Genomic DNA, 20,719 nt, shown 5'->3' on the forward strand with positions numbered 1-20,719 from the left:
GGAGGGTCTGCGCCAGTCCCGGAGGGTCTGCGCCAGTCCCTATGGCGACGGCTTTCAGCCGAGCAAACGCGCTCACAATCACCACAAAAAACTCGGCAATCACACGTACAAACACCAATTTCGCCCCGCCGGGACTAACAAACGCCGCTGCGATCGGCGGCCCGCCGGAAGATCCGATACACAAAACCCCATAGCTCAGAGAATGCCGACCGCGGGTTCCTGCATGAGAGGCTTTCGTACGCCTGACGGCACCCGAAACCCTTCACCATTTCGGCCATTGAGTGACCCCAGCCGCATCCTAAAAGCGGCCATCCAAGCGAACAGGCATAAAGCAATTTTGCGCCAGAAGCGCACACTCGGCGTGACCGCTACGCATCACCGTGGATCAGATCGAAATGAATGCCGAAGCGGGAAACACGCTCTCTCAGGCGGTCGGCGTCGTTAGCGTCGAAGGCCGCACGCCCGATTCGCGAACTGGTCATGTCCATACCAACCCGGTGATCAACTGGGCGTTGTCCCGGCTCTTAACCAACTTTCTGGGCGCAACCGGCAACCGCTGGAACCTGACGGAGTCTATGGACGGCGCCAAATTTCTAATTGATTACAAAGTCTTAACGAGCCAGAAACGCGAGTAGCGACGCCACTGAGATGCGGCTAATTTTCGCCATCTGCAAACGGATCCAACTTCGAGGTGAAAACCCATGTCGAACGAGCAAGTGCGCTGGCTCTTGAAGGTCATCCAGCCCGAGCGCACCCTGTCCTCCCTTCCCGGAGGCGCCAGCTTTGGCCAAGAAGCTCATGCCGAGCTCCTCAACCTCCCGGTCGAGATCTACGCGACCGAACTTGGCCGCATGCAAAAGGAGGCCTCGGAAGCGGCCGCCGCGTTGCTTGCTGACCAGGCCGTGGCATCGATGGTCGATCGCCTTCCCCTGCGGAAAGGGGCCAGCGTAGTCGCGTTCGGCGACAGCTTGACGTCCGAGCCCCAGTCCTGGGCAGTGATCCTGAGGGAAATGCTGGCGATGCGCCGCGGCACCGACCGGATTTCGTTGACCATCAGCGCAGTTGCGGGCGAGACGACCACGCACGGTCTCGTGCGGGTCGGACAGATCGCCAATTCCCGGCCCGACTGGGTCCTCTTCCTCTTCGGTACGAATGACGCCCGCACGCAGGGCTCGCACCCCACGAAGACGCTCGTCCATCACGAGGAGACTGCGCGCAACATTGCGGAGCTGCGTCAACGCGTTTCCAGAGAGACCACGGCGAGCTGCGTTTGGATCACTCCCCCTGCGGTCAACGAGGCACAAGTGGCGGCGCATTGGGGCCTGGCCAAGTTCGGGGTTCGGTTCCGCAACGAAGACTTGGAGCGAGTCGCCAAGATCGTTCGCGACGGCGACGGGCAGGTTATCGACGCCTTCTCCGCGTTGGGAAGTCCGCCTCCTTCCGACCTGCTCATGGGCGACGGTCTGCATTTCACTTTGGCGGGCCAGAAGCGACTAGCACTCGAAGTGATCCGTGGCTGGAGCGAGCCCAAATGAAATACCTCGTCATCGGCGCCACCGGAAACATCGGCTCTCGAGTAGCTCAGCGCCTCGTAGATTCTGGAGCACGCCCGTCCGTTTTCGTGCGCAGCGCGAAGAGGGCCAGAGCCCTTTTCGATGACCATGTCGATATCCATACCGGAGACCTCGAAAAGCCAGGTCCCTCGCTGGCGGCTGCGCTGGCTGGGGTCGACGGGGTGTTCCTCGTGACGGATGGATGGGATCTCGAGACGCGAGATCGCGCGGTCTCCTTCGCTGCCCGCCACGCTGGCGTACGGCATGTGGTCAAGCTCTCTACACTGGACGTGCGAACCGGGATCGGTACCGGTCCGTGGCACGCACGCGGCGAGGAAGCCGTTCGGCAAAGCGGGGCGGCGTTCACCTTCATTCAGGCAGCCGGGTTCATGTCCAACGCGCTCGGTTGGTCGGAATCCATCAGCCGAGACGGCGTGCTGCGTTCGTCAACGGGTGGAGGCAAGATCGCATTCATCCATCCAGACGACATCGCCGCCGTCGCCACCGCCGCCCTGACCACGCGCGACCACGACGGAGAGACACTGGTGATCACCGGTCGTGAGGCGCTGTCGTATGGGGAGATGGCGGCCGCGATCGGCAGAGCCATCGGCAGACCTGTCGGCTTCGAGGAAATATCCGACCGGCAGGCGTATGCCGACGCCGTCCAATGGGCCGGGAAAGGCCCCAATGTCGATGCTCTCGTGGACATCTGGCGTGCGGTGCGCGAGAGCCGGCTTGAAACGATGACGGACGGGGTGAAGCGGGTGACGGGGCGGGAACCAATTCCGTTCGCGCAATGGGCCGCCGAGAACGTCGCGTCGTTTCAGTAGTGTTTCGGTCCGTTGCCTTGAAAAGAATTTACGTAGACCATTACGGTACGAATTGCCTCGCTCGTGGCGCCATCACGCGAGAGGGCGGCACGCGCCTGGTGGGCCGCTCCGTGGACGAGCGATTCCACCATGCGTGGAAGGACAAAAAGCATTCGCTCCGTCTCGTCGAGGCTGTACCGATCCTGATCGGCACGTGACAGTACCCGCCAGAACGTGTGATGCAGCGCGTTCCTAAAGCCGAGAGCGCTTTCCGGAACGGCGGACGAAACAACTTCGTGCAGTTCCGCAATGTCCGTGTGCACATTCACGAGGCCATGGACGAGCTCGCGCGCGAATTCCTCCAGCGAAGTCGGAGCGCAGGTCGCCGTCGTCTGCTCGATGACCTGCCGTACATCGTCGACATGTCGATCATGAAGGGCGATCAAGATCGCGCGCTTGTCGGGGAAGTATTGATACAGGGACCCGACACTGACTCCGGCGGCCTCCGCGATGCGGTTCGTGGTAATCGCCTGCGTCCCGTGGCGCTTCACCACAAGCTGGACCGCCTCGAGCACGTCGTCCACGGTCCGCCGTGAGCGTTGCTGCTTCGGCTCTCGCCGCGTCTGGGTGCTTTCAGCCGTCGTCATGCTGCCTTGCTCTAGGTGATCGCCGGGCCGAACCCCGACACAGGACCATAACAGCGGCGACATTTACGGGCAATATCCCACGAGAGGTCAGCCAAGCCTTGACGAGTCGGTGGGTGAATTTCGCCGGATCGGACGTGACCACGCGGCTCAAGCTACGTCCGCTCCGGGCCAACTCCCGAAGCTAGTTATTAGCTTCCGGATCGCGCCTCCACGGTTGCCATTCCCGCGTAGCGCCGACTTTCTCGAAACCGGTCATTCATTCGCGCGATAGAATTAGATGCAACATCGTCATACTTGGTCGCCGAAATTGTGCCTACTCTTCAAAAAGCGACCGTTCTGCCAGAAAAATGTCCTCGATATATCCCTTTACGATCTGGATGGGCGCGCCCCGGCTTTCCTGTCGACGGGTGAGCATCCATAAGTCTCGGGAGGGCGGCTCCTGGCCGAGATGGCATGGAACAAGGGCGTCGTCGGCACGGCCTATGAAATGTGGTAAGAGAGCGATGCCTGCATCAGCGCGTGCAGCGGCGGCTTGGGCGAACTGCGTATTTGTCCTGAACGTCATGTGCGCCCGTGGAAAATGCCGATCAAGCCAGACCGCTTCGGGGAGATGGGCGTTGGCTTCATCAAACCCAACAAAAACTGGTATCTTACCAGCGTTGATCCGCCGGCTCCATCCGGCCGAGGCGTAAAGCCCGTAGCCGAGCGATAGAAGACGCTTGGCGAGAATGTCGCCGTCATCCGGACGCCCAAGCCGTAAGGCAATGTCGGCTTCGCGCCGTTCCAGACTGATCGTCCGCATGTTGGTTGCCAATTCGATGTCGAGTGCCTGGTATCGCCCGACAAGCATAGCCATACGCGTCACCAGAAAACCTTGCATCAGGCTGGGCGTTGCGTTGATCCTCACCAGTCCCGATGGTCCGTCACTTTCCCCACCACGGGAAAGCGAGGCCGCTGCGGTGTCCATGTCATTTGCCAACGCGAGTGCCCGCGCACCCGAAGCCGTCAAAACGAAACCGTCTGGCCGGCGCTCGACCAGCTTGTCGCCCAGAGCCCGTTCGAGGGACGATATGCGCCGGGCGACGGTCGCGTGATTGACCGAAAGTGCGCGCGCCGCCGCCGACAGGCTGCCGTGGCGCGCGAGCGCGATAAAAATGCGGATGTCTTCCCAATCTACGTCTGTGCGAAAATGATCAGCCATTGTGAGAAGTTAGGGAGTTTTCGCGCAGATGGCGAGCGACTACTTTGCGGTCCTGGAGAAATTTTGCTTTGGAGAACAAGCCATGCCCAACCCTCATATAGCCGTGACATTGATTGGCGGCCCGACGGCCCTCATCGAAATTGGGACAATCCGGTTGTTAACCGACCCAACCTTTGATCCGCCAAGTCTGTATCAGAAGACGCCCGTGCATTTTGAGAAAACGTCCGGTCCAGCCTTATCTGTCGAAGAAATTGGTCCTTTGGACGGCGTATTGCTGAGCCACGACCAGCATCTCGACAATCTCGATTACGCCGGTCGCGCGATGCTTTCTGGTGTTGCCTCAACCTTCACAACGATAGCCGGTGCGGGCCGGCTGGGCGGCAATGCGATTGGTCTTTCGCCATTCGAAACGCGTGTGATTAGCGGACAAGGGGTGGAAAAGCTGTTCGTCACGGCAGCGCCGGCCCGCCACGGTCCGGTTGGTATCGAACCGATTTCGGGAGACGTTATTGGCTTCCTTCTTGGTACCGAGCAGCCTGGCGATGCGATCTACATTACCGGCGATACGGTTTGGTTCGAAGGTACGGCCGAAGTCGCGCGCCGATTTTCGCCCAAGGTTGTGATGCTGTTTACCGGCTCGGCGGAGCCGCGTGGGCGGTTTCATATGACTATGGATAGCAATGACGCACTGGAAACGGCGCATGCTTTCCCAAATGCCGCTATCGTCGCCGTTCATAACGAAGGATGGGTGCATTTCAAGGAAACTGCCAAAGAACTTGCTGCCACGTTCACGGCGCTTGGTGTAGCTTCGCGCTTAACCTCACTCGAGCGCGGTCTTCGTGTCACATTCTGAGGCGAAGCGTTGCCGGTTGATCGGAATCGTCCGCGATCTGCCGCTGAGCAGCCAAAACCCGCCCTTCCGCTGTCGTGAAGAGTTTCGGGCGCCGGCAGGCGTATGAAAGTCCCCGAGGAAGGAACCCGCGGGCCACAGGCTATGGCGATGGTTATGGGGATTTCAGATTTCCGCCAGTGCCGTTGGTGGCGCGAGCGCCGTCAGGAAGCACCAGGATGGATGTGGACAGACCACTTTGTTGTTCCTTGGCGCCGTATGGTTGGCACGTCACGCGGCGGGACGCGTCTCCTTTAATGTCGATCATCGGCATAGACGCGTGTGGGTTTGTCGCCGGGGGCTGCCTGCGGCTGGAGGCCGGATCATGCCATGCCGGGTCATGGGGTGGTCTCCCGGTTCGGTGTGGTTTTGTCCGGCGGTCCGCGCGGCTGCCTCCACCGTTCAAACATCTTGATGATAATCATGCGTCCGCCGCAGCATGGGCATGGCGGGCGGAAGTCGTCCGGTTTGTCTGGGGTATCGTCATCAGATGGCGCGGCGACGTTCAGTAGTTCGCGAGCGAGCGTGAGGCTGGCTTTGCGGGCGGAGCCGGCGAGCAGGCCGTAGTGCCGAATGCGGTGGAAGCCACGCGGCAGGACATGGATGAGGAAGCGGCGGATGAACTCGTCAGTTGCGAGTGTCATCACCTGCTGACGGTCGGCGCTGTCGCGGCGATAGTCCTTGTAGCGGAAGGTGACGCTGTCCTTGTTGAAGCGGATGAGGCGGCTGTTGGAGATCGCGACCCGATGAGTGTAGCGCGACAGATAGGCAAGCACGGCTTGAGGCCCGGCGAAGGGCGCCTTGGCATAAACCACCCAGCGCTTCTTCCGGACGGGTGCCAGGTGCCACTGGAATGCCCGCCTGTCGATGAAGTGCGCCATCGATCCGAAGAAGGTAAGCCTGCCGGTATCGTGCAACCCGAGCAACCGAGTGAGGAACAGCCGGCGGAACGGCTTGCCTAGTACCCGTACCGGGAGCAGAAAGGCCGGACGCGACGATACCCATCGGCTTCCGTCTGGCGCGATGCCGCCACCCGGCACGATCATGTGGACATGCGGATGGTGCGTCATCGCCGATCCCCATGTGTGGAGCACGGCGGTGATGCCAATGCGCGCGCCGAGATGCTCTGGATCCGCCGCGATGGTCAGCATCGTTTCCGATGCCGCCTTGAACAGCAGGTCGTAGACTGCCGCTTTGTTCTGGAACGCGATGTCGGCGACCTCGGCGGGCCGCGTGAACACGACGTGGAAGTAGCCGACCGGCAGCAGGTCGGCCTCGCGCTCGGCAAGCCATGTCCGCGCCGCGGCACCCTGACACTTCGGACAATGCCGGTTGCGGCAGGAGTTATAGGCGATCCGCCACTGGCCGCAGTCCTCGCAAGCCTCGCCGTGACCACCGAGGGCTGCGGTGCGACACTGTATAGCGCGGCGATCTGGATGAGAGGCCCTCATCTTGATTGACGCGCCGCAGACACTGCTCAATTGCCGACATGACCTTGAGTTGAGTGAGGCTCAGGTGTCCTGCATGGTCGGCCCGGTAGGCGGGTCCCGTCGCGCGGAAGATGTCGGCGACCTCGACAGAGGCGCGCACGGCTTAGCCGTCGGGCGATATCTCTGCCGGCTTGAACAGGCCGAGCTTGTCGAGCGGGCTTGTCACTGTTCGCACCGTTCGGGTCGCGACCTTGGTATAGAAAGCGGTGTTGTTCAGCTTGGCGTGCCCGAGCAGGACTTGGATGATCCGGATGTCGGTGCCGTCCTCCAGCAGGTGGGTAGCGAAGCTGTGGCGTAGCGTGTGCGGCCCAACCCGATTGGCGATGTCGGCGGCCTGGGCCGCCTCAACGACGATGCGATAGAGCTGCCGCGTGCTGATCGGCTTCATGGCGTGCTGTCCGGGGAACAGCCAGCCGTCGCGGTGCATCACGCCCTGCTGCCGCCCGACCCGCCACCACTGGCGCAGCAATAAAAGCAGGTCTTGCGACAGCATGGCGTTGGGATACCGGCCGCCCTTGCCGCGCTCGACCCTGAGCAGCATGCGCTCACTGTCAATGTCGGCGACCTTCAGCATCGACACTTCGGCGACGCGAAGACCCGCACCATAGGCGACTGACAATGCTGCCTGGTGTTTCAGGCAGGTCGTGGCGTTTAGGAGGCGGGCAACCTCGTCGCGGCTGAGCACTACTGGCAGCGTGCGCGGGTGCGCCAGTCGAACGAGCTTGCGCGCCAGATCGGGACGATCAACCGTATGAGTGAAGAAGAAGCGTAGCGCCGACACGATGCTGTTCATGGTCGGCACGGGAACGCCGTCCTTCTGCTGCTCGATCTGGAACCGGCGCAGGTCGTCGGAGGTCGCTGTGCCTGGTGAGCGCCCAAGGAACGTCGCCAGGCGCCCGATATCGCGGAGATAGTTGCGCTGCGTCTCCCGTGAGAAACGCCGCATGTTCATGTCGTCGATCAGCCTCTGGCGCAGCGGGCTGATGGGTGCATCAAGAACTGGATGGGACATCGTCAGGCTCCTTGTTGAAGAAGCCCGTCATGGTTTGCTCACGCCGAACGACGCTCAATGCATGCGCGACGACCGGTTATTGATCTCAACCTCAACCGCGGGCGCCCTCCCGCGCAGCGGGTTCGTTCGTCGGCCCCAAAGACGGTCACGCCTCCAAACTGACCCGACGGCAGCTTGTGGCGCATTTGAGAGCCACCTGTACGCGGTCGATCCAGTGGAGTAAGCATCAAACGCCGGTTGATGCAGCTCACAGAGCAATGAAATTAATCCGCCCCACAATGCAGAATAACGCGTGTCCGGGTTTCACCCATAGCCGACGTTCAGAGAACTGCGCGCAAACCAGGTGTTCGCTGGGCCACAAGACCGACAATGAGAAAGCTTGCCAGGATGCCGCCCAGACTGGCGAGTGCGAATTTAAGGCCAATGGAAACAGGTAAAAAGTGCAGCAAACGCGTAATCGCGACTAAGATCGGCGCGTGCAAGACGTAGACGCCGAACGCATTGCGCGTGAGGAAGCGAGCGATGGGTCCTTGGCTGTTAAAGTGGTCTCTGTAGAGGACGATTGCCCCTAGCGAAAGAGCAAGACAGGTGAATGAGCGCCAGGCGTCCGTGCCGGCAGCCTGCCAGTGCCAACCGCCGCCATAGGGGGACACGTCGCCGCTCATGGCACCGCCCGCGGCGACCAGGACGATCCACAACGCACCACCGACCCAAAGGCCATTCCACAACCAACGCCTTCCGACACGTGATGGTATCTGGCACAACCAGTCTCCTTTCCATGCGGCAATTCCGGCGGCATACATTAGCGGGTATTGCGGAAAGTCGTGTACATCGATGTTGAGAACAGTTGTCGCGTTCGGAAAAGTAACGCCGACGACAAAAGTCACGATGGCAATCAGGGCCGCGTAACCTAACACGGCCCCTGCCGAAGGAGGATGACGCGGAGCGAATCGTATCGGACGCGCCTGGCACACTACGGCGTAGGCCGCCGAGAATAGAAGAAGTACAAGGCAGAACCATAGGGGACCCGAGCCGTCGAGTAGTTCCCCTGAACGGAGGTGCAGCCACCAGTCCTGGATGAACGTGCGCGGCGGGTTCGACCGCCAAGACCCTGCAACGAAATATTCCGTCAGCGGACCGATCAAGGTCATATAGAGCAGCAATGGCAGGCCAAGTCTCTGTAGCCGCTCGCGGATGAAGCTGCGGACGCCATTGCCTGCAACGGCGCCGGCGGAAAAGAAGCCTGCTATGCCGAAAAGCAAACCCATTGCCGCCGCGTGCTGGAAGGATTGATAGGCAGCGAAGGCAATCTTCGCTGCGATACTCAGTTCGGGATGCTCACGGTAGTACCACTCGCCAAAAGGCGAGTAGGTCACGGCCGCGTGCATGACGACGACCATGCTGATCGCAGACCAACGCAGGTTGTCTATATATAAAAGGCGTTGGCTCGGCCTCTCTCCAGGCATGACCTGTCCTCCGGTTTACGCCTGGATCAGGCCTCATGCCGAGGTCGGGGTCTTGCCAGAAGTCGCGTCCGACCTGGCTGAATCTGGCAAAATATGGCCGATTGCGAAATCGGCCAGTGCGCGACGGCGGAACTCAGTGGGCGTTCGGCCGGTTTGACCCTTGAAGGCGCGATTAAACGGACCGATCGATCCCCAACCGGCATCGAGGGCGATGGTGAGGACCGGGACGCGCGATTGCGCAGGGTCAGACAACGCCTCCCGCGCCTCTTTCAACCTGTGCTCGTTGACGAAATCAGTGAAGTTCCGATAGCCGAGGCGCTGGTTGATCGTTCTTCGGAGTCGATATTCAGGGACCCCCAACTGCTCGGCCAGTTGATCCACCGAGAGGTCCGAGTCGCGGTAGGCACGATCTTGCTCCATCGCCCACCGCAGCCGCTCCGCCAGTTGGCGCTCCTCAGCGCTCATTTCCGTTGCCGCGACGGGGATAGTAAGGCCCTCTCGCGCGACCGGCGCCGGTTCAAGCGTAGGCTCAGGCATGACAGCACGCAGCCGTATCAAAGCGGCGACTATGGCCAAGCCCAGCACGGCCGAGAGACCGGGCAGCCAGCGGACGCCGGCTGCATCGAGCACTGTTGTTGCCAGGATTGCCAGACCCACAGCACAGGCGAAAATGAACCTAAAGCGTCGTCGCCCCTCAACCAGGTCTGCTTTGCGTCCTCCAAGTACCCGGGCGGTTTCGACGACTACCACGATTAGCGTCGCAGCGTGCGTCGCATTCCACCCCAAGCTTGAGCCGGATAATGTTGCCACGGCTGCGAGCGGCAGGAGAGCAACGAAGACCGCCCACCTCCATCGCGTCGACTGGGAAGCGTCACCGAAGACTGTCTCGGCCCACGCAACGAAAACGCCTGCGATTGAGTTACTGAGAATCCGCAGCGGAATGATCCACCAGACGAGCCCCTCGTGTATTCCGGGAGCCGTTTCGATGAGGAACGCTATTACGCACAGGTCGAATAGCAGTGTGGCGCGACCGATCGGCGATCGGAGCGTGCCAGGAAGACCAATGATCGCAAGTAGGCCAAGCAGCGCCAATGCGCCACCTCGGAACCCGGTTTCGAGCAGCATTTGCGAACCTCCAATGCTTATCTGGCTCGAACAATAACTGGATGCAAGGCCCCGAGACACTGCGAGAAGACCTGGATGGTCGCTTCTGGTCGATGTGACCGTAGCCGATCGGCGCATCGATGTCCTTCTGACCGTCCGGTTGCTAATGTCGCCTGTTGGCGCATTTGAGACGTACGCCAGTGCGGCAAGTTGAACGAAGAAGACCTAAAGCCTCCGTCAAACGACGTCTTGAACGTGGCAATTAAACCACCCCCCAATGAAGAATACCGCGCGTCCGGGTTTCGCCGCCCAAAGCGGTCATGCCGACCGGAATTTGGATCGGTAAACCTGTACTAGGTCATCTACACCCTTTCCAATCAGCGCAACGGGCATGGAGGCGTATCCGAATATCAACCCCGCACGTTGATCTGTTGGGGCCGCAAACAGACGCGAGATTGGGTAGATGCCAACACCTTCCTGCCTCGCGCAGCCGGCGAAACGCTCTTCATCGCTGGCAGTGAGGTGGTTGAACCACACGACCACATGGAGGCCCGCTGACGTTCCAACGATGTCGACCTCTTCGCCAAACGCTTTGGCCATTGCATTCAGGAATACCGCACGCCTTTCGGCGTTCAGTCGCCTCATCTTTCGAACGTGGCTTTCATATGCGCCCGTTTCGATCATTGAAGCCAGAGCCTCTTGGTCGAAGCTTGAGCTGTGCCGATCGGTGATCTGCTTGCATCGGACAAGGGGCTCCACAAGCGCGCCAGGCAGCACCATGTAACCAAGGCGGAGCGTTGGCGACAGCGTCTTGGATACGGTGCCGACATAGATGACCCGACCTTGACCGGTCGTCCACAGCGGCGGAATCGGACGCACGTCATATCGATACTCCCCGTCGTAGTCGTCCTCGATGATGTAGGTGTTCCCGGCGATCGCCCATTCGATCAGGGCCTTGCGACGTCCGGACGGTAGGACGCCGCCCAGCGGAAACTGATGGCTGGGCGTTACAAATGCCAGGGCTACATCCTTAGGATCGGGAAGCCGAGAGGTGTCCATTCCATCATTGTCGCACGTGATGGCGACGGGCATTGCTCCTGTCGCAAGCATCACGTTACGTGCCATCGCGTAGCAGGGCTCCTCGAGGACAACCTGGCCTCCCGGATCGACAAGCACCCGCGCACACAGGTCCAACGCCTGCTGGGCACCGCTGACAATCATGATCTGGGCGACATCGCATTCAATGCCACGGGCTCGCCAGAGGTAGCCTTGCAAGGCACGACGAAGTGCCAGGTTACCGGCTGGATGCTCATAGCCAAGCCGTTCTCGGTGCGCCAGGACTGCCCCGTTCAGGGCACGCCGCCAAGCCAGCTTGGGAAAGTCCGACGAAGCGACGTCGCCGTACCGGAAGTCGTATTGAAGCGCTGCCTGTTCCGCGCTGAAGTTCTTCGGCAATGCCATTGCACGCGAGGCATAGGCGGATACCTGAGGAGTGGTTTCCTGTGCTTGCGATACGGCTCTGGAGTACGGATGTCGTCCTTCGGACGTGACCGTCGGCTTTGCGCCGTGCCGCACCTGAATGTACCCTTCAGACATCAACTGGTCATAGGCGGCCGTCACCGTGGTCCTGGAAACGCCGAGTTCGTCCGCAAGCGCGCGGCTTGAGGGCAATCTCTCACCCGCATCGTAGACGCCGGACGTAATCTGGTCGCGCAAAGACAGGTAAATACGGCGGGTCGCGCCGCTCTTTCGTGAGCCCTTCACCAACTGGACCAATGAAATATTCCAAAAGTGGCGGTGTATCTTGTGCCACCTTGATGTGAATAATGCGCTGACGTCAAGGAGATGCCTATGTACACGTCGCCAGCCTTCACCGTGGAAGACACGACCGAGCTTTACGAAATGATGCGGCAATGTCGCCTTGCCAATTTCGTGACGGCTACACCCGATGGTCCGATGGCCACGCCCTTACCTATGTTCCTCGATGAGGCGGAGGGAGAAATGGGCGTCCTCTATGCGCATCTGGCGCGACCGAACCCGCAGTGGCAGGCTCCTGTCATCGGACATGGACTTGCAGTCTTTATGGGACCGGACGCCTACGTGACGCCATCCTGGTACGCCTCAAAAGCCGAGCATGGCAAGGTAGTCCCAACGTGGAACTACACAGCCGTCCATGCGAGCGGGCCGGTCGAGTTCTTCGAAGAAGCCGAACGACTATTCGAGGTGGTGTCGCGCCTCACGGGCATTCACGAGGTGTCGCGCTCGATGCCTTGGGCAGTCACTGACGCTCCCGAAGCCTACATCAAGGCTCAGCTCCGCGGCATTGTCGGTATTCGCATGCCCGTCGTTTCGCTGCAGGGGAAGCGCAAGATGAGCCAAAATCGCCCTGAGGCCGATCGCAAAGGGGTAAAACAGGGACTTGGCGATAGCCGCAGCCCCACCGATCAGATCGTTTCTGACATGATCCCGGTCTGAGACGAGCAATTGGCTTTTGAGTGGAATTCTGGAGTTAGGAATAGATGTTTGAATCACCCGTGATCGACGAACGGATCAAGCAAATCGCCCCCGGTTTCAGAGCGATGAGCATTCATGTCGACGCGACAAATGCCGGAGTAGGAAGCCTTCCCACAGGGCTACTGACAGATGCCTGCGATTACGTCTTGCGGGGCGGCCCAGCATGGACGGACGCCCATTTGACCAGTTGGGCCGACGCCTATACCCGGTTCGGAGCCAAGCCCAATCGGACACCCTGTTCGTCGCAAGCATTGAGAAAGCGGGTGTTGAAGGACGGAATGATTCCTTCGATCAATCCTGTCGTCGATCTCTATAACGCCGTCAGTCTCAAATATGCCATTCCCGTTGGCGGCGAGAATCACGATGCCTATTCCGGGCGTCCGCGTCTTACCGTGGCCGACGGACGCGAACCTTTCGAAACAGTCATGAACGGCGAAGAGGTGATCGAGAATCCACTCCCTGGAGAGGTCATCTGGCGAGACGATGCGGGCGTCACATGCCGGCGTTGGAACTGGCGTCAGGGCACGCGCACCCGACTGGAGGCAGCCGATGGTCGAATGTGGTTTGTGTTGGAAAGCCTTGAGACAATGCCAGAAGGCGCTCTTGCAGAAGCATCGGACATGCTGATTGAAGGGCTAAATTCGGTGATGCCCGATTGTTTGGTGTTCGCTCAGAGAATCGCCGTCTGAGGATGACTTGATCGCTGATGGCGCATTTGAGACGCACGCCAGTGCGGCAAGTCGAGCGAAGAAGACCTAAAGCCTCCGCCAAACGACGTCTCGAACGTGGAAATTAATCCACCCCACAATGCAGAATACTGCGCGTCCGGGTTTCGCCGCCCAAAGCGGCCTTCAAATCCCGTAGGCGTCCATGGGCTAATATCTATGCGTTCAGGCCGGCTCACCTTCGGAGGTACGGTTCTCGAACCGTTCTGAGACAGCCCTCACCAACGTCGCAAAGTTGAGCTTTTTCAGGGGTTTGTCGGTTCCTGGGCTTTGGTCGACAGCTGCTTCAACACATCTACGAAGTCATCGAAGCGCTCCTTTCCAACCTCTTCGGACCATTGCTCATGCAACTGCCGAAGACATCCGAAAATGGCTGCGACTACGTCATGTCCCCGTAGCGTAAGATAGACCAGTCGGCGATCGCTACCGTCGGCTGCGCGCCGCTCGACATAACCCAGGTCTTCAAGCTGGCTGAGCAGATAGTTCACAGCTTGTCGCGACATCCGCTTGTGACGCGCGAGCTCGGCCGGTCTCATGCCATCCGGCAGTGGAAATGAGAACACGGCAAAATGCGCCTCCTGGAAGTCAACAAACCCTGCCTCGTGAATGGCTTGCAACATGCGGTCGCGCACATGCTGCCAGACAACGCGTAGCAGCGCGCCGAAGAACGGCGGACCGGGCAACGCGTCGGGAATTGAATCTGGGGGCAATGGGATTGACATGTATGTAAAGTCACTTTACCTATTGATGTAAAGCTACTTTACATTGTGGGGGCCTTATATGGAAGCGGTACAAGCCGATATTGTGCGCATCGGGCAACTCGAACTGCGTTTTCTCATTGGTGAAGTCGGCGCGACGGTGTTCGAATTCACAGTGCCACCTCGGGCGCGGGTCCCCGCTCCGCATCATCATCGGGATGCCGACGAATTCCTCTACGGCCTCGAAGGCACGCTCACTGTCATCGTCGATGGGTTAACGCACGAGATTCGCGCCGGCGACGCCATATTCATTCCGCGAGGGGCGGTGCACCATCACGAGAACCTTAATGATGGCTCAGCCAAGGTCTTGGCGACCATCACACCGGGTACAATTGGACGGCGCTATTTCGAGGAAATTGCCGAGGTGGTAAACGTGCCCGGCAAACCGGACCTTGCCAAGGCCAATGAGATCATGCTGCGCCACGGACTGGTCCCGGTCTGATCAGTTGACCTAAGCCTCGCAATTTTCCAGTTGATTGCGCAAGGAAATAAGAGCGTGACTAAAGCCGGTGCTGGCGCATTTGAGACCCACACCAGTGCGGAAAATTGGTAGGAGGGGGTTAGATGCGAGCAAAGTTCCGGAATCTTGCAAATGAACGACGGCGCGTTGGCTAGGGCGACTTTCATTACTTTGATGAGAAGGATAGCTTTCCGGTATCAATCAAAGCCGATGGACCCTTTCACGGCTCGGACTTCGAAGTGAATATTTCGTTGTTTGGGCGCACTCTGGCTTCAATAACGGGTTAGCCCGCAGCTTATTTCTGATGGGCTCCGAAGTTGATGAGCCGGAAGTTTTCTAAGGCCAGCAAGTCGCCTGGACCGTGAGCCGCAGCGAACAGCAGACCGGCGATGAACGTGAAATGGTCGACGAAGAAGCCAAATTCAGTCTGACTTCCGTTCCAATGAGCCGGTCCGTGGAACACGATTCCGAGAAAAAGGACGTAGGCCGCCGCAGCAAGGGATGCCTCGGTGAAAAACGCTCCACTTAAAAAGCACAACACCAGTGCCAACTCGAAGAATGCTGCAGCCCAAGCGAGAAGGAGAGGTGCTGGCAAATTTGCCGCGCCGATAAACGCCGCTGTGTCATTTATCCCGAGGAATTTAAACGACATCGCCATTGCGAAGACGGCTGCGAAGATTAGCCGTGCCAAGAGGATGGATACGCGTGACCAGATGGGGGATGGTGGTGCCATCGGAATTCCTTTTAGTCAGTCTAGGATGGATGATGATGTGTAGCGCGTTTCGGCTATGGCTTGCCAGGGATTGTAAACTCGGGCGGCTGCGAGACCTTGAGTGCTACTATGCCGCAGCCGCCATCCAAATGATTTCCCATACATTTCCGTCCGGGTCTTCATAGCTGCGTCCATACATGAAGCCGTGGTCTTGCTTCGGATTGGGATCGGCAACGCCTCCCGTGGCAGCGGCGAGGTCAACGATGCTGTCAACCATCGTGCGATCCTCGACGGTCAATGCGATCAGCGCGGCGCTTGTTTTGTGCGCATCAGCGATAGGACGCTGGCTGAAAGCTTTGTATTTATCATGCGTTAAGAGCATCACGTGAATGGCCTCGGAAAACACCATGCAAGACGAGGCGTCATCCGAGAATTGCGGATTCTTGGTCCCCCCAACCGCCTCATAAAACGACGTCGATTTGCGCAGATCGTGCACCGGCAGGTTCACGAAAATCATTTTGCCCATAGAGCTCACCGATCGTTTCGTTGACGGGTACTAGCCCCTCTAGTACCGTATTTGCTGAATATCATACGGGTACGGTACTGTCTAGTACTGCAGTGAGGGACGGCATGGAAATCCATGGTGAAACAAGGTCTGCGCGCAAGGATCGCGAGATTTTAAGAGCGGCCAAGGCAGCGTTCATTACCAAAGGCTATGACGGAACCAGTATGGAGGAAATCGCCACTAACGCGACGGTTTCCAAGCAAACGGTCTATAAGCATTTCACGGACAAGGAGTCGCTTTTTACCGCAGTTGTTCAATCAACTGCTGCCCAAACCAACGACGTCATTGAGCTCGTGGCAACGCTGCTCTCCGACGCTAGCTTTATGGAGGGTGGCCTAAAGCAGCTTGCCCGACGTTTAATAACAATGCTGATGGATGAAGAGCTATTGAAGCTGCGACGCCTAATTATCGCCAACGCTGATCGAATGCCACAGCTCGGTCAAGACTGGTACGAGAAAGGCTTCGAGCGGATGCAAGCTTCAATGGCGTCATGCTTTCAAAAACTTACAACACGACACATACTGCAGGTTTCCGATCCTTATTTAGCAGCCAGCCACTTTTTTGGGATGCTTCTTTGGATCCCCATGAACGAAGCAATGTTCACTGGAAACAGAAACCCACGCTCGAAAGCTGACCTTGAACAGCACGCCGACGCGTCGGTTGAGGTATTTCTTGCCGCCTACGGAATGCGGTCCAAATAGGCGCACCTTGAATCAAAATGCCGATTAAGCCAGAGGGTATCGGGCATGGGCCTAGCTGCCGCGTCTCTAACGTAAGCGCCGAGCTCTTCTTAGCGGAAGCCCAAATTAATCCACCCCATAATGCAGAATGCGGCGTATCCGGGGAATCGGCGCCATCAGACCGTCTAACAATACCAATTCGCTCTCTTGGCGAAGAGACCCGAGGGAAGAGCACGACCCAAGCACGCTAAATCGATTCTAGCGGTCGCGTTCCTTGCTGTGTTTCTTTTCATAGTCGTTGCATTGATTCTTCGCGCATTCGGGCCATCTGTGATCTCGTATTGAATTCCATCGCGGCCCCGGCGACGCGTTCAAACGAACCCCACAGCTTGATCATTCCGGCAGGCGCACCGGACCTTTGGGGTTCGGAGCCATAGGGGGCTCAGCTTCTTGGACAACCGAGCAGATCAGAAGAGACTTTTCCTGCTGGACATCTTCGATCTCCAGCGTCAACTTTGCGGTGAACATAGCCGATCGACTTTCATCTTGGACTTCAATCTTGGTGGCAGAGCTAGGCGGCCACGGCATGCGGCTGTTCATTTCCTCGACAAGTGCAGCAATTGCCACCTGCTTTGCTTCGCTCACATTCGCCATTTCGAATCCGTCTGCAACTTGCTCGATCTCCTCGCCCTCGACAATTTTGAAAAAGAATTCTGGCATTACGCTTCAAACACTTATGACTAGAGTATGGGGAAGTTTCATGGGCAAGCCGGGAGTTGGCCCGGCGAAACTAGGCTGAAACCCCTTGCTCAGAAGGCGTTCCTGCGCGTCTGCCGACTCCTTGGCAAGACGCTGTTGTCGTAGGCGTTCGGTTTTAACTTCACGATCTCTTGTTCGATTTTCCTGATCCAGCTTAAAGGCTTGGGCAGCCAGATCGGCTTGAGCCTGTCGCTGCTGCGGTGTGCGCGAACGGCGCGTCGATGCATCTTTCACAATATCTCCTTGGGTGCCCACGGCAATCAATCAGATTGCAATCCCCAGCTAAACACCCGGGACGACCATAAGGTTCAGATGTAAATTCGCAGACCTCGGAGAGGCCGTGTCGATCAGTGATCTTTGATCCTCTTTCGCACCTCAATATACGACGCCTGTTGCCGAGGCGTACTTCCGCTACCCAATGGAACCATTCGATCCGGGATGAGTTCAGGACTGTCCGCTATCGTACACATGCGGCGGACCTGGACAGTTAGGCGTCGTCCCCCAATTGCGACGCCTGATTCCGCGCTCACCAGCTCGCATTTCGCACCACGCGGGTTAAAGACAATGTCGACCTTGTGGACTTGTCCGAATTCCGGTTGTCCCGATGCGATCAGTGTTCTTGGAACGCGGTGGCCTAGACGCCCAATATCGCGTCAATCTCCGCAATCAATGCTGCATACGTCTCGATGTGGCGGTAGTATTCAGCTCTGATTTCTTCGGAAATATCCGCCAGCGGGCCGTTACCTTCTTGGCGAAAGTGGCGAACATCTTTGTCCTCCATGGACCGAATTTTCTCTTCTTGCTCTTTGAGCTTCTGCTCATAGCCCTCTCGAAACTTCGACAATCCCATTGCACCCTCCAGGGGTTAACTGACGCGCTCTCGAAATAGCAATCATCGGCTCTTCTGACGCCAATGCAAGCCAAAGCTTGCCAGGAATCAGGGCAACGCTAAAAGTATAAGGCCCGGCAAGTGACCGGGCCTTATTGGAAACGACTATCGGCAAACACGCTCTTCAGTGACGACCTTATGGCCGTGATGCCAACCGACTATTCTCTTTGTAAAGCAGTCGTGATGATGATGGTGATGGTCCCAATCGCCATGGTCATAGTGGCGATTGTGATGGTAATAACCGTCATCGGCCAAGGACGGAAGGGTCGTGGCGACAAGTGAGGCCAATGCGATTGTAGAAGCGATGAAGAGCTTGTTCATGGGGTTCCTCCGATTAGCATTTTGCTTCTCAACAACGTCATCAACGGACGTTGATTTAAAAGTAATCCCCGGGGAGTGAACGAAACGTTACGATCTCGTTAATGTGGGGTTCATCCTGGATGTTGCTCGCGAGGCGGGGGCCTTAGACGAAAAACGAACATGCGAGTGCCACGGCGAAAATGGCAAGCGGCAGGGTAAGCACGATCACGGCGCTGATCCATTCGGCTTCTACGAGTGGCATGTATTCTTGATCGTTGGCTGATTTCATTGTTCGCTCCCACCAATTTGCGATCAGCTTAATCGAACCCGCCTATTTGTCGCCTCAAGGTTGATTTCAGCGAGTCACACACCGAAAGCTCGGACCTGCCTACCAGCCCAGCGTTACAGTGGGCTTTTCGCATTTGTCGAAATGACATGCTGCGCTCCCTGATCATCGTAGGCGGTGAATTGCCCTCGCAATGGCCGGTGCAAGCATCCATTTGAGACCCACGCAAGCGTGGCAAGTTGAGCGAAGAAGCTTAAAGCCTCTATCAAACAGCGTCTCGAACCTGCAAATTAATCCACCCCACAATGCAGAATACCGGGTGTCCGGGGTTTCGCCCAAAGCTGCAATAGCTATTGCCAACTCCGACGCGCGAGCAATGCTGCGGATAACGCTGCTGCTCTTGCAGGAAAACTTAACTCGTTGATGGAGATCCGCACGTGGCGAATCTCCTTGTTGAGTTAGGCAGAAAAACCGCCATCGGCAATCACTATGCTTCCGGTCACGAAGCTCGCGGCAGGTGATGCCAGGAAACCTACCACCGCAGCAATCTCTTCTGGACGACCATAGCGGCCAAGTGCTGTTCCCCCCTTGAGCCAGTCCGAAATTGGACCGTCTTCGGGATTCATGTCGGTGTTCACCGCCCCGACGCCGACGGCGTTCACAGTTATGCCCTTGGCAGCAAGGTCGCGTGCAGCGCCCTTTGTATAACCTTCTACCGCCGCTTTTGTCGCGACATAGTCCGCAAGTCCAGGAGCCCCGACCAGCGTGGCGGCAACCGACGAGATCGAGATGATTCGGCCTCCGTCGCCCATGACGCGTCCTGCGGCACGGATCGCAGCGACCACGCCCTGAATGTTGATGGCGTACTGGCGCTCGAAATTGCTGGTGTCTTCAGTAAGGTGCAGTACCCCAGTTTCGAAGACACCAGCATTGTTGACGAGGATATCGAGACGACCGAACTTGGCAATGACATCTCCGACAAGTTTGGTTACCTGTGCCGCGTCAGACTGGTCAGCTTTGAACGCGGCCGCTTTGACGCCCGCGTTCTCAAGTTCGCCGACAAGGGCTTCCGCCTTTACCGCGCTGGAGACATAGCTGAAGGCAACATTCGCGCCTTGTTCGGCGAGCTGTTTTGCGATGGCGGCCCCGATGCCCCGGGAACCACCGGTTATCAGTGCGACTTTACCTGAAAGAACTTTGGTCATGACGACTTTACCTTTTCATTGAAGGCGCGGTCGAATGACCGGGGCCCAACCCCTAGATGGGTTAGCGCTTCAGCGGGCAGTACCAGTCTTTCTTGAACAACATATATTTGCAAAATGAATGAATGGCGCAGGACGCAAGGCGTTTGTCCTAGCCTGGGATTTGCCAATTCCAGCATGGGCTCGTCGGTTGGCCTGTCTCAGTCACCACTTCCCGCTGTTTCATCCGGCAGTCAAATAAGTGATATCCGCTGATGACGGCTACCGAGCCACTGTCATTTCACTATCTCTACCCTCTGGCCTCGATTGGCCACAGCGCGAGTACACGCGCCTTTCAAAGGAAAAGTGACATGGTTGACGAAAATGGACCCCATTACTTCGTTGTGTTCCACAGCCCCGGCCGGAACTGGGTTGAGGGCGTGACATACAATGAACAGCCTGGCTTCACGGACCACGTCGATTACATCAGCAAGTGCCACGACCAGGGCAAGATCGTCCTGAGTGGTCCGTTCATGGAAATTCCGGGCGGTCTTGCGGGGAAACTGGCGGACGGCGGCATGGCGATTTTCAACGCCTCCGATCTTGAGGAAGCCACGAAGCTCGGAACGGACGATCCGACCGTCCAGTCCGGCCTTCTCAATGTTGAGGTCAAGACCTGGTGGGTACCTTTCCACGACTGACCAGGCGGGAAACCAAAA

General features: G+C 58.2%; 24 protein-coding genes and 1 pseudogene. 9 read left to right on the forward strand and 16 right to left on the reverse strand.

Features of this window, described 5'->3' with window-relative positions:
* Positions 1–395: 395 nt before the first annotated feature.
* The 3 genes from AB4Z52_RS09110 to AB4Z52_RS09120 all read left to right on the forward strand — a co-directional run bounded on the left by AB4Z52_RS09110 (position 396) and on the right by AB4Z52_RS09120 (position 2,383).
* The gene (locus tag AB4Z52_RS09110) at positions 396–635 is read left to right on the forward strand and encodes a hypothetical protein (RefSeq protein ID WP_442217596.1); all 240 of its coding nucleotides are present in this window, start codon (positions 396–398) and stop codon (positions 633–635) included.
* Between the two features lie 66 nt (positions 636–701).
* The gene (locus tag AB4Z52_RS09115) at positions 702–1,535 is read left to right on the forward strand and encodes an SGNH/GDSL hydrolase family protein (RefSeq protein ID WP_442217597.1); all 834 of its coding nucleotides are present in this window, start codon (positions 702–704) and stop codon (positions 1,533–1,535) included.
* The gene (locus tag AB4Z52_RS09120) at positions 1,532–2,383 is read left to right on the forward strand and encodes an NmrA family NAD(P)-binding protein (RefSeq protein WP_442217598.1); all 852 of its coding nucleotides are present in this window, start codon (positions 1,532–1,534) and stop codon (positions 2,381–2,383) included. The genes AB4Z52_RS09115 and AB4Z52_RS09120 overlap by 4 nt, the downstream gene beginning before the upstream one ends.
* Here AB4Z52_RS09120 and AB4Z52_RS09125 read toward each other — a convergent pair.
* Positions 2,377–3,009, reverse strand: coding sequence for a TetR/AcrR family transcriptional regulator (locus AB4Z52_RS09125; protein WP_442217599.1), 633 nt, complete (start codon positions 3,007–3,009; stop codon positions 2,377–2,379). The two genes, AB4Z52_RS09120 and AB4Z52_RS09125, sit on opposite strands and share 7 nt — an antisense overlap.
* Positions 3,010–3,322: 313 nt before the next feature.
* On the reverse strand, positions 3,323–4,210 hold the full coding sequence (locus AB4Z52_RS09130; protein WP_442217600.1) for a LysR family transcriptional regulator: 888 nt from the start codon (positions 4,208–4,210) through the stop codon (positions 3,323–3,325).
* 82 nt (positions 4,211–4,292) lie between these two features.
* On the opposite strand from AB4Z52_RS09130, the gene AB4Z52_RS09135 reads away from it, so the two are divergent.
* Complete coding sequence (locus tag AB4Z52_RS09135) at positions 4,293–5,063, forward strand: MBL fold metallo-hydrolase (RefSeq protein WP_442217850.1); 771 nt, start codon at positions 4,293–4,295, stop codon at positions 5,061–5,063.
* Positions 5,064–5,437: 374 nt separating this feature from the next.
* Here the strand turns inward: AB4Z52_RS09135 and AB4Z52_RS09140 are convergent.
* From AB4Z52_RS09140 to pdxR, 5 genes and pseudogenes are all read right to left on the reverse strand, one after another.
* A pseudogene (locus AB4Z52_RS09140) lies at positions 5,438–6,689 on the reverse strand (IS91 family transposase).
* 3 nt (positions 6,690–6,692) lie between these two features.
* A complete protein-coding gene (locus tag AB4Z52_RS09145) occupies positions 6,693–7,601 on the reverse strand; it encodes a tyrosine-type recombinase/integrase (RefSeq protein ID WP_442217601.1) in 909 nt (302 codons plus the stop codon).
* 320 nt (positions 7,602–7,921) lie between these two features.
* Entirely contained in the window at positions 7,922–9,067 is a 1,146-nt protein-coding gene (locus tag AB4Z52_RS09150; protein WP_442217602.1) for an acyltransferase family protein, read from the reverse strand.
* A 33-nt stretch (positions 9,068–9,100) separates the two neighbouring features.
* Positions 9,101–10,192, reverse strand: coding sequence for a helix-turn-helix domain-containing protein (locus tag AB4Z52_RS09155; RefSeq protein WP_442217603.1), 1,092 nt, complete (start codon positions 10,190–10,192; stop codon positions 9,101–9,103).
* 297 nt (positions 10,193–10,489) lie between these two features.
* Complete coding sequence (pdxR, locus tag AB4Z52_RS09160; protein WP_442217604.1) at positions 10,490–11,947, reverse strand: MocR-like pyridoxine biosynthesis transcription factor PdxR; 1,458 nt, start codon at positions 11,945–11,947, stop codon at positions 10,490–10,492.
* Positions 11,948–12,022: 75 nt separating this feature from the next.
* On the opposite strand from pdxR, the gene AB4Z52_RS09165 reads away from it, so the two are divergent.
* Both AB4Z52_RS09165 and AB4Z52_RS09170 read left to right on the forward strand, forming a co-directional pair.
* Entirely contained in the window at positions 12,023–12,646 is a 624-nt protein-coding gene (locus AB4Z52_RS09165; RefSeq protein WP_442217605.1) for an FMN-binding negative transcriptional regulator, read from the forward strand.
* Positions 12,647–12,690: 44 nt separating this feature from the next.
* A complete protein-coding gene (locus AB4Z52_RS09170; protein WP_442217606.1) occupies positions 12,691–13,374 on the forward strand; it encodes a B3/B4 domain-containing protein in 684 nt (227 codons plus the stop codon).
* Between the two features lie 281 nt (positions 13,375–13,655).
* Here the strand turns inward: AB4Z52_RS09170 and AB4Z52_RS09175 are convergent, their stop codons facing one another.
* Positions 13,656–14,132, reverse strand: a complete 477-nt coding sequence (locus tag AB4Z52_RS09175; RefSeq protein WP_442217607.1) for a MarR family winged helix-turn-helix transcriptional regulator — start codon at positions 14,130–14,132, stop codon at positions 13,656–13,658.
* A 58-nt stretch (positions 14,133–14,190) separates the two neighbouring features.
* Here AB4Z52_RS09175 and AB4Z52_RS09180 point away from each other — a divergent pair, with 58 nt between their 5' ends.
* Complete coding sequence (locus AB4Z52_RS09180) at positions 14,191–14,610, forward strand: cupin domain-containing protein (protein ID WP_442217608.1); 420 nt, start codon at positions 14,191–14,193, stop codon at positions 14,608–14,610.
* Between the two features lie 313 nt (positions 14,611–14,923).
* Here the strand turns inward: AB4Z52_RS09180 and AB4Z52_RS09185 are convergent, their stop codons facing one another.
* Entirely contained in the window at positions 14,924–15,361 is a 438-nt protein-coding gene (locus AB4Z52_RS09185) for a DoxX family membrane protein (RefSeq protein ID WP_442217609.1), read from the reverse strand.
* Between the two features lie 106 nt (positions 15,362–15,467).
* The gene (locus AB4Z52_RS09190; RefSeq protein ID WP_442217610.1) at positions 15,468–15,866 is read right to left on the reverse strand and encodes a VOC family protein; all 399 of its coding nucleotides are present in this window, start codon (positions 15,864–15,866) and stop codon (positions 15,468–15,470) included.
* Between the two features lie 104 nt (positions 15,867–15,970).
* Between AB4Z52_RS09190 and AB4Z52_RS09195 the strand changes: the two genes are divergently transcribed.
* Positions 15,971–16,606, forward strand: a complete 636-nt coding sequence (locus AB4Z52_RS09195; protein ID WP_442217611.1) for a TetR/AcrR family transcriptional regulator — start codon at positions 15,971–15,973, stop codon at positions 16,604–16,606.
* A gap of 372 nt (positions 16,607–16,978) precedes the next feature.
* Here the strand turns inward: AB4Z52_RS09195 and AB4Z52_RS09200 are convergent, their stop codons facing one another.
* From AB4Z52_RS09200 to AB4Z52_RS09225, 6 genes are all read right to left on the reverse strand, one after another.
* Positions 16,979–17,305: a DUF6894 family protein gene (locus AB4Z52_RS09200; RefSeq protein WP_442217612.1), complete on the reverse strand. Its 327-nt coding sequence runs from the start codon at positions 17,303–17,305 to the stop codon at positions 16,979–16,981.
* A 6-nt stretch (positions 17,306–17,311) separates the two neighbouring features.
* Positions 17,312–17,578 (reverse strand): hypothetical protein, encoded by a 267-nt coding sequence (locus AB4Z52_RS09205; RefSeq protein WP_442217613.1) that lies wholly within the window; start codon positions 17,576–17,578, stop codon positions 17,312–17,314.
* 400 nt (positions 17,579–17,978) lie between these two features.
* Complete coding sequence (locus tag AB4Z52_RS09210; protein ID WP_442217614.1) at positions 17,979–18,194, reverse strand: hypothetical protein; 216 nt, start codon at positions 18,192–18,194, stop codon at positions 17,979–17,981.
* 144 nt (positions 18,195–18,338) lie between these two features.
* Positions 18,339–18,554, reverse strand: coding sequence for a hypothetical protein (locus AB4Z52_RS09215; RefSeq protein WP_442217615.1), 216 nt, complete (start codon positions 18,552–18,554; stop codon positions 18,339–18,341).
* Positions 18,555–18,696: 142 nt separating this feature from the next.
* Complete coding sequence (locus AB4Z52_RS09220; RefSeq protein ID WP_442217616.1) at positions 18,697–18,822, reverse strand: hypothetical protein; 126 nt, start codon at positions 18,820–18,822, stop codon at positions 18,697–18,699.
* Between the two features lie 455 nt (positions 18,823–19,277).
* Positions 19,278–20,024: an SDR family NAD(P)-dependent oxidoreductase gene (locus AB4Z52_RS09225; protein WP_442217617.1), complete on the reverse strand. Its 747-nt coding sequence runs from the start codon at positions 20,022–20,024 to the stop codon at positions 19,278–19,280.
* A 347-nt stretch (positions 20,025–20,371) separates the two neighbouring features.
* Here AB4Z52_RS09225 and AB4Z52_RS09230 point away from each other — a divergent pair, with 347 nt between their 5' ends.
* Positions 20,372–20,701, forward strand: coding sequence for a YciI family protein (locus AB4Z52_RS09230; RefSeq protein ID WP_442217618.1), 330 nt, complete (start codon positions 20,372–20,374; stop codon positions 20,699–20,701).
* The last annotated feature ends 18 nt before the right edge of the window (positions 20,702–20,719 follow it).

The sequence above is a fragment of the Rhizobium sp. 2YAF20 genome (assembly GCF_052114685.1).
Lineage (GTDB): Bacteria > Pseudomonadota > Alphaproteobacteria > Rhizobiales > Rhizobiaceae > Rhizobium.

Coding starts and splice junctions, on each gene's coding strand:
- AB4Z52_RS09125 (WP_442217599.1), bottom strand. CDS start 3,009: ATGACGACGGCTGAAAGCACCCAGACGCGGCGAGAGCCGAAGCAGCAA.
- AB4Z52_RS09110 (WP_442217596.1), top strand. CDS start 396: ATGAATGCCGAAGCGGGAAACACGCTCTCTCAGGCGGTCGGCGTCGTT.
- AB4Z52_RS09130 (WP_442217600.1), bottom strand. CDS start 4,210: ATGGCTGATCATTTTCGCACAGACGTAGATTGGGAAGACATCCGCATT.
- AB4Z52_RS09190 (WP_442217610.1), bottom strand. CDS start 15,866: ATGGGCAAAATGATTTTCGTGAACCTGCCGGTGCACGATCTGCGCAAA.
- AB4Z52_RS09165 (WP_442217605.1), top strand. CDS start 12,023: ATGTACACGTCGCCAGCCTTCACCGTGGAAGACACGACCGAGCTTTAC.
- AB4Z52_RS09150 (WP_442217602.1), bottom strand. CDS start 9,067: ATGCCTGGAGAGAGGCCGAGCCAACGCCTTTTATATATAGACAACCTG.
- AB4Z52_RS09220 (WP_442217616.1), bottom strand. CDS start 18,822: ATGAAATCAGCCAACGATCAAGAATACATGCCACTCGTAGAAGCCGAA.
- AB4Z52_RS09120 (WP_442217598.1), top strand. CDS start 1,532: ATGAAATACCTCGTCATCGGCGCCACCGGAAACATCGGCTCTCGAGTA.
- AB4Z52_RS09230 (WP_442217618.1), top strand. CDS start 20,372: ATGGTTGACGAAAATGGACCCCATTACTTCGTTGTGTTCCACAGCCCC.
- AB4Z52_RS09215 (WP_442217615.1), bottom strand. CDS start 18,554: ATGAACAAGCTCTTCATCGCTTCTACAATCGCATTGGCCTCACTTGTC.
- AB4Z52_RS09200 (WP_442217612.1), bottom strand. CDS start 17,305: ATGCCAGAATTCTTTTTCAAAATTGTCGAGGGCGAGGAGATCGAGCAA.
- AB4Z52_RS09135 (WP_442217850.1), top strand. CDS start 4,293: ATGCCCAACCCTCATATAGCCGTGACATTGATTGGCGGCCCGACGGCC.
- AB4Z52_RS09170 (WP_442217606.1), top strand. CDS start 12,691: ATGTTTGAATCACCCGTGATCGACGAACGGATCAAGCAAATCGCCCCC.
- AB4Z52_RS09185 (WP_442217609.1), bottom strand. CDS start 15,361: ATGGCACCACCATCCCCCATCTGGTCACGCGTATCCATCCTCTTGGCA.
- AB4Z52_RS09145 (WP_442217601.1), bottom strand. CDS start 7,601: ATGTCCCATCCAGTTCTTGATGCACCCATCAGCCCGCTGCGCCAGAGG.
- AB4Z52_RS09115 (WP_442217597.1), top strand. CDS start 702: ATGTCGAACGAGCAAGTGCGCTGGCTCTTGAAGGTCATCCAGCCCGAG.
- AB4Z52_RS09155 (WP_442217603.1), bottom strand. CDS start 10,192: ATGCTGCTCGAAACCGGGTTCCGAGGTGGCGCATTGGCGCTGCTTGGC.
- AB4Z52_RS09225 (WP_442217617.1), bottom strand. CDS start 20,024: ATGACCAAAGTTCTTTCAGGTAAAGTCGCACTGATAACCGGTGGTTCC.
- AB4Z52_RS09180 (WP_442217608.1), top strand. CDS start 14,191: ATGGAAGCGGTACAAGCCGATATTGTGCGCATCGGGCAACTCGAACTG.
- AB4Z52_RS09210 (WP_442217614.1), bottom strand. CDS start 18,194: ATGGGATTGTCGAAGTTTCGAGAGGGCTATGAGCAGAAGCTCAAAGAG.
- AB4Z52_RS09175 (WP_442217607.1), bottom strand. CDS start 14,132: ATGTCAATCCCATTGCCCCCAGATTCAATTCCCGACGCGTTGCCCGGT.
- AB4Z52_RS09195 (WP_442217611.1), top strand. CDS start 15,971: ATGGAAATCCATGGTGAAACAAGGTCTGCGCGCAAGGATCGCGAGATT.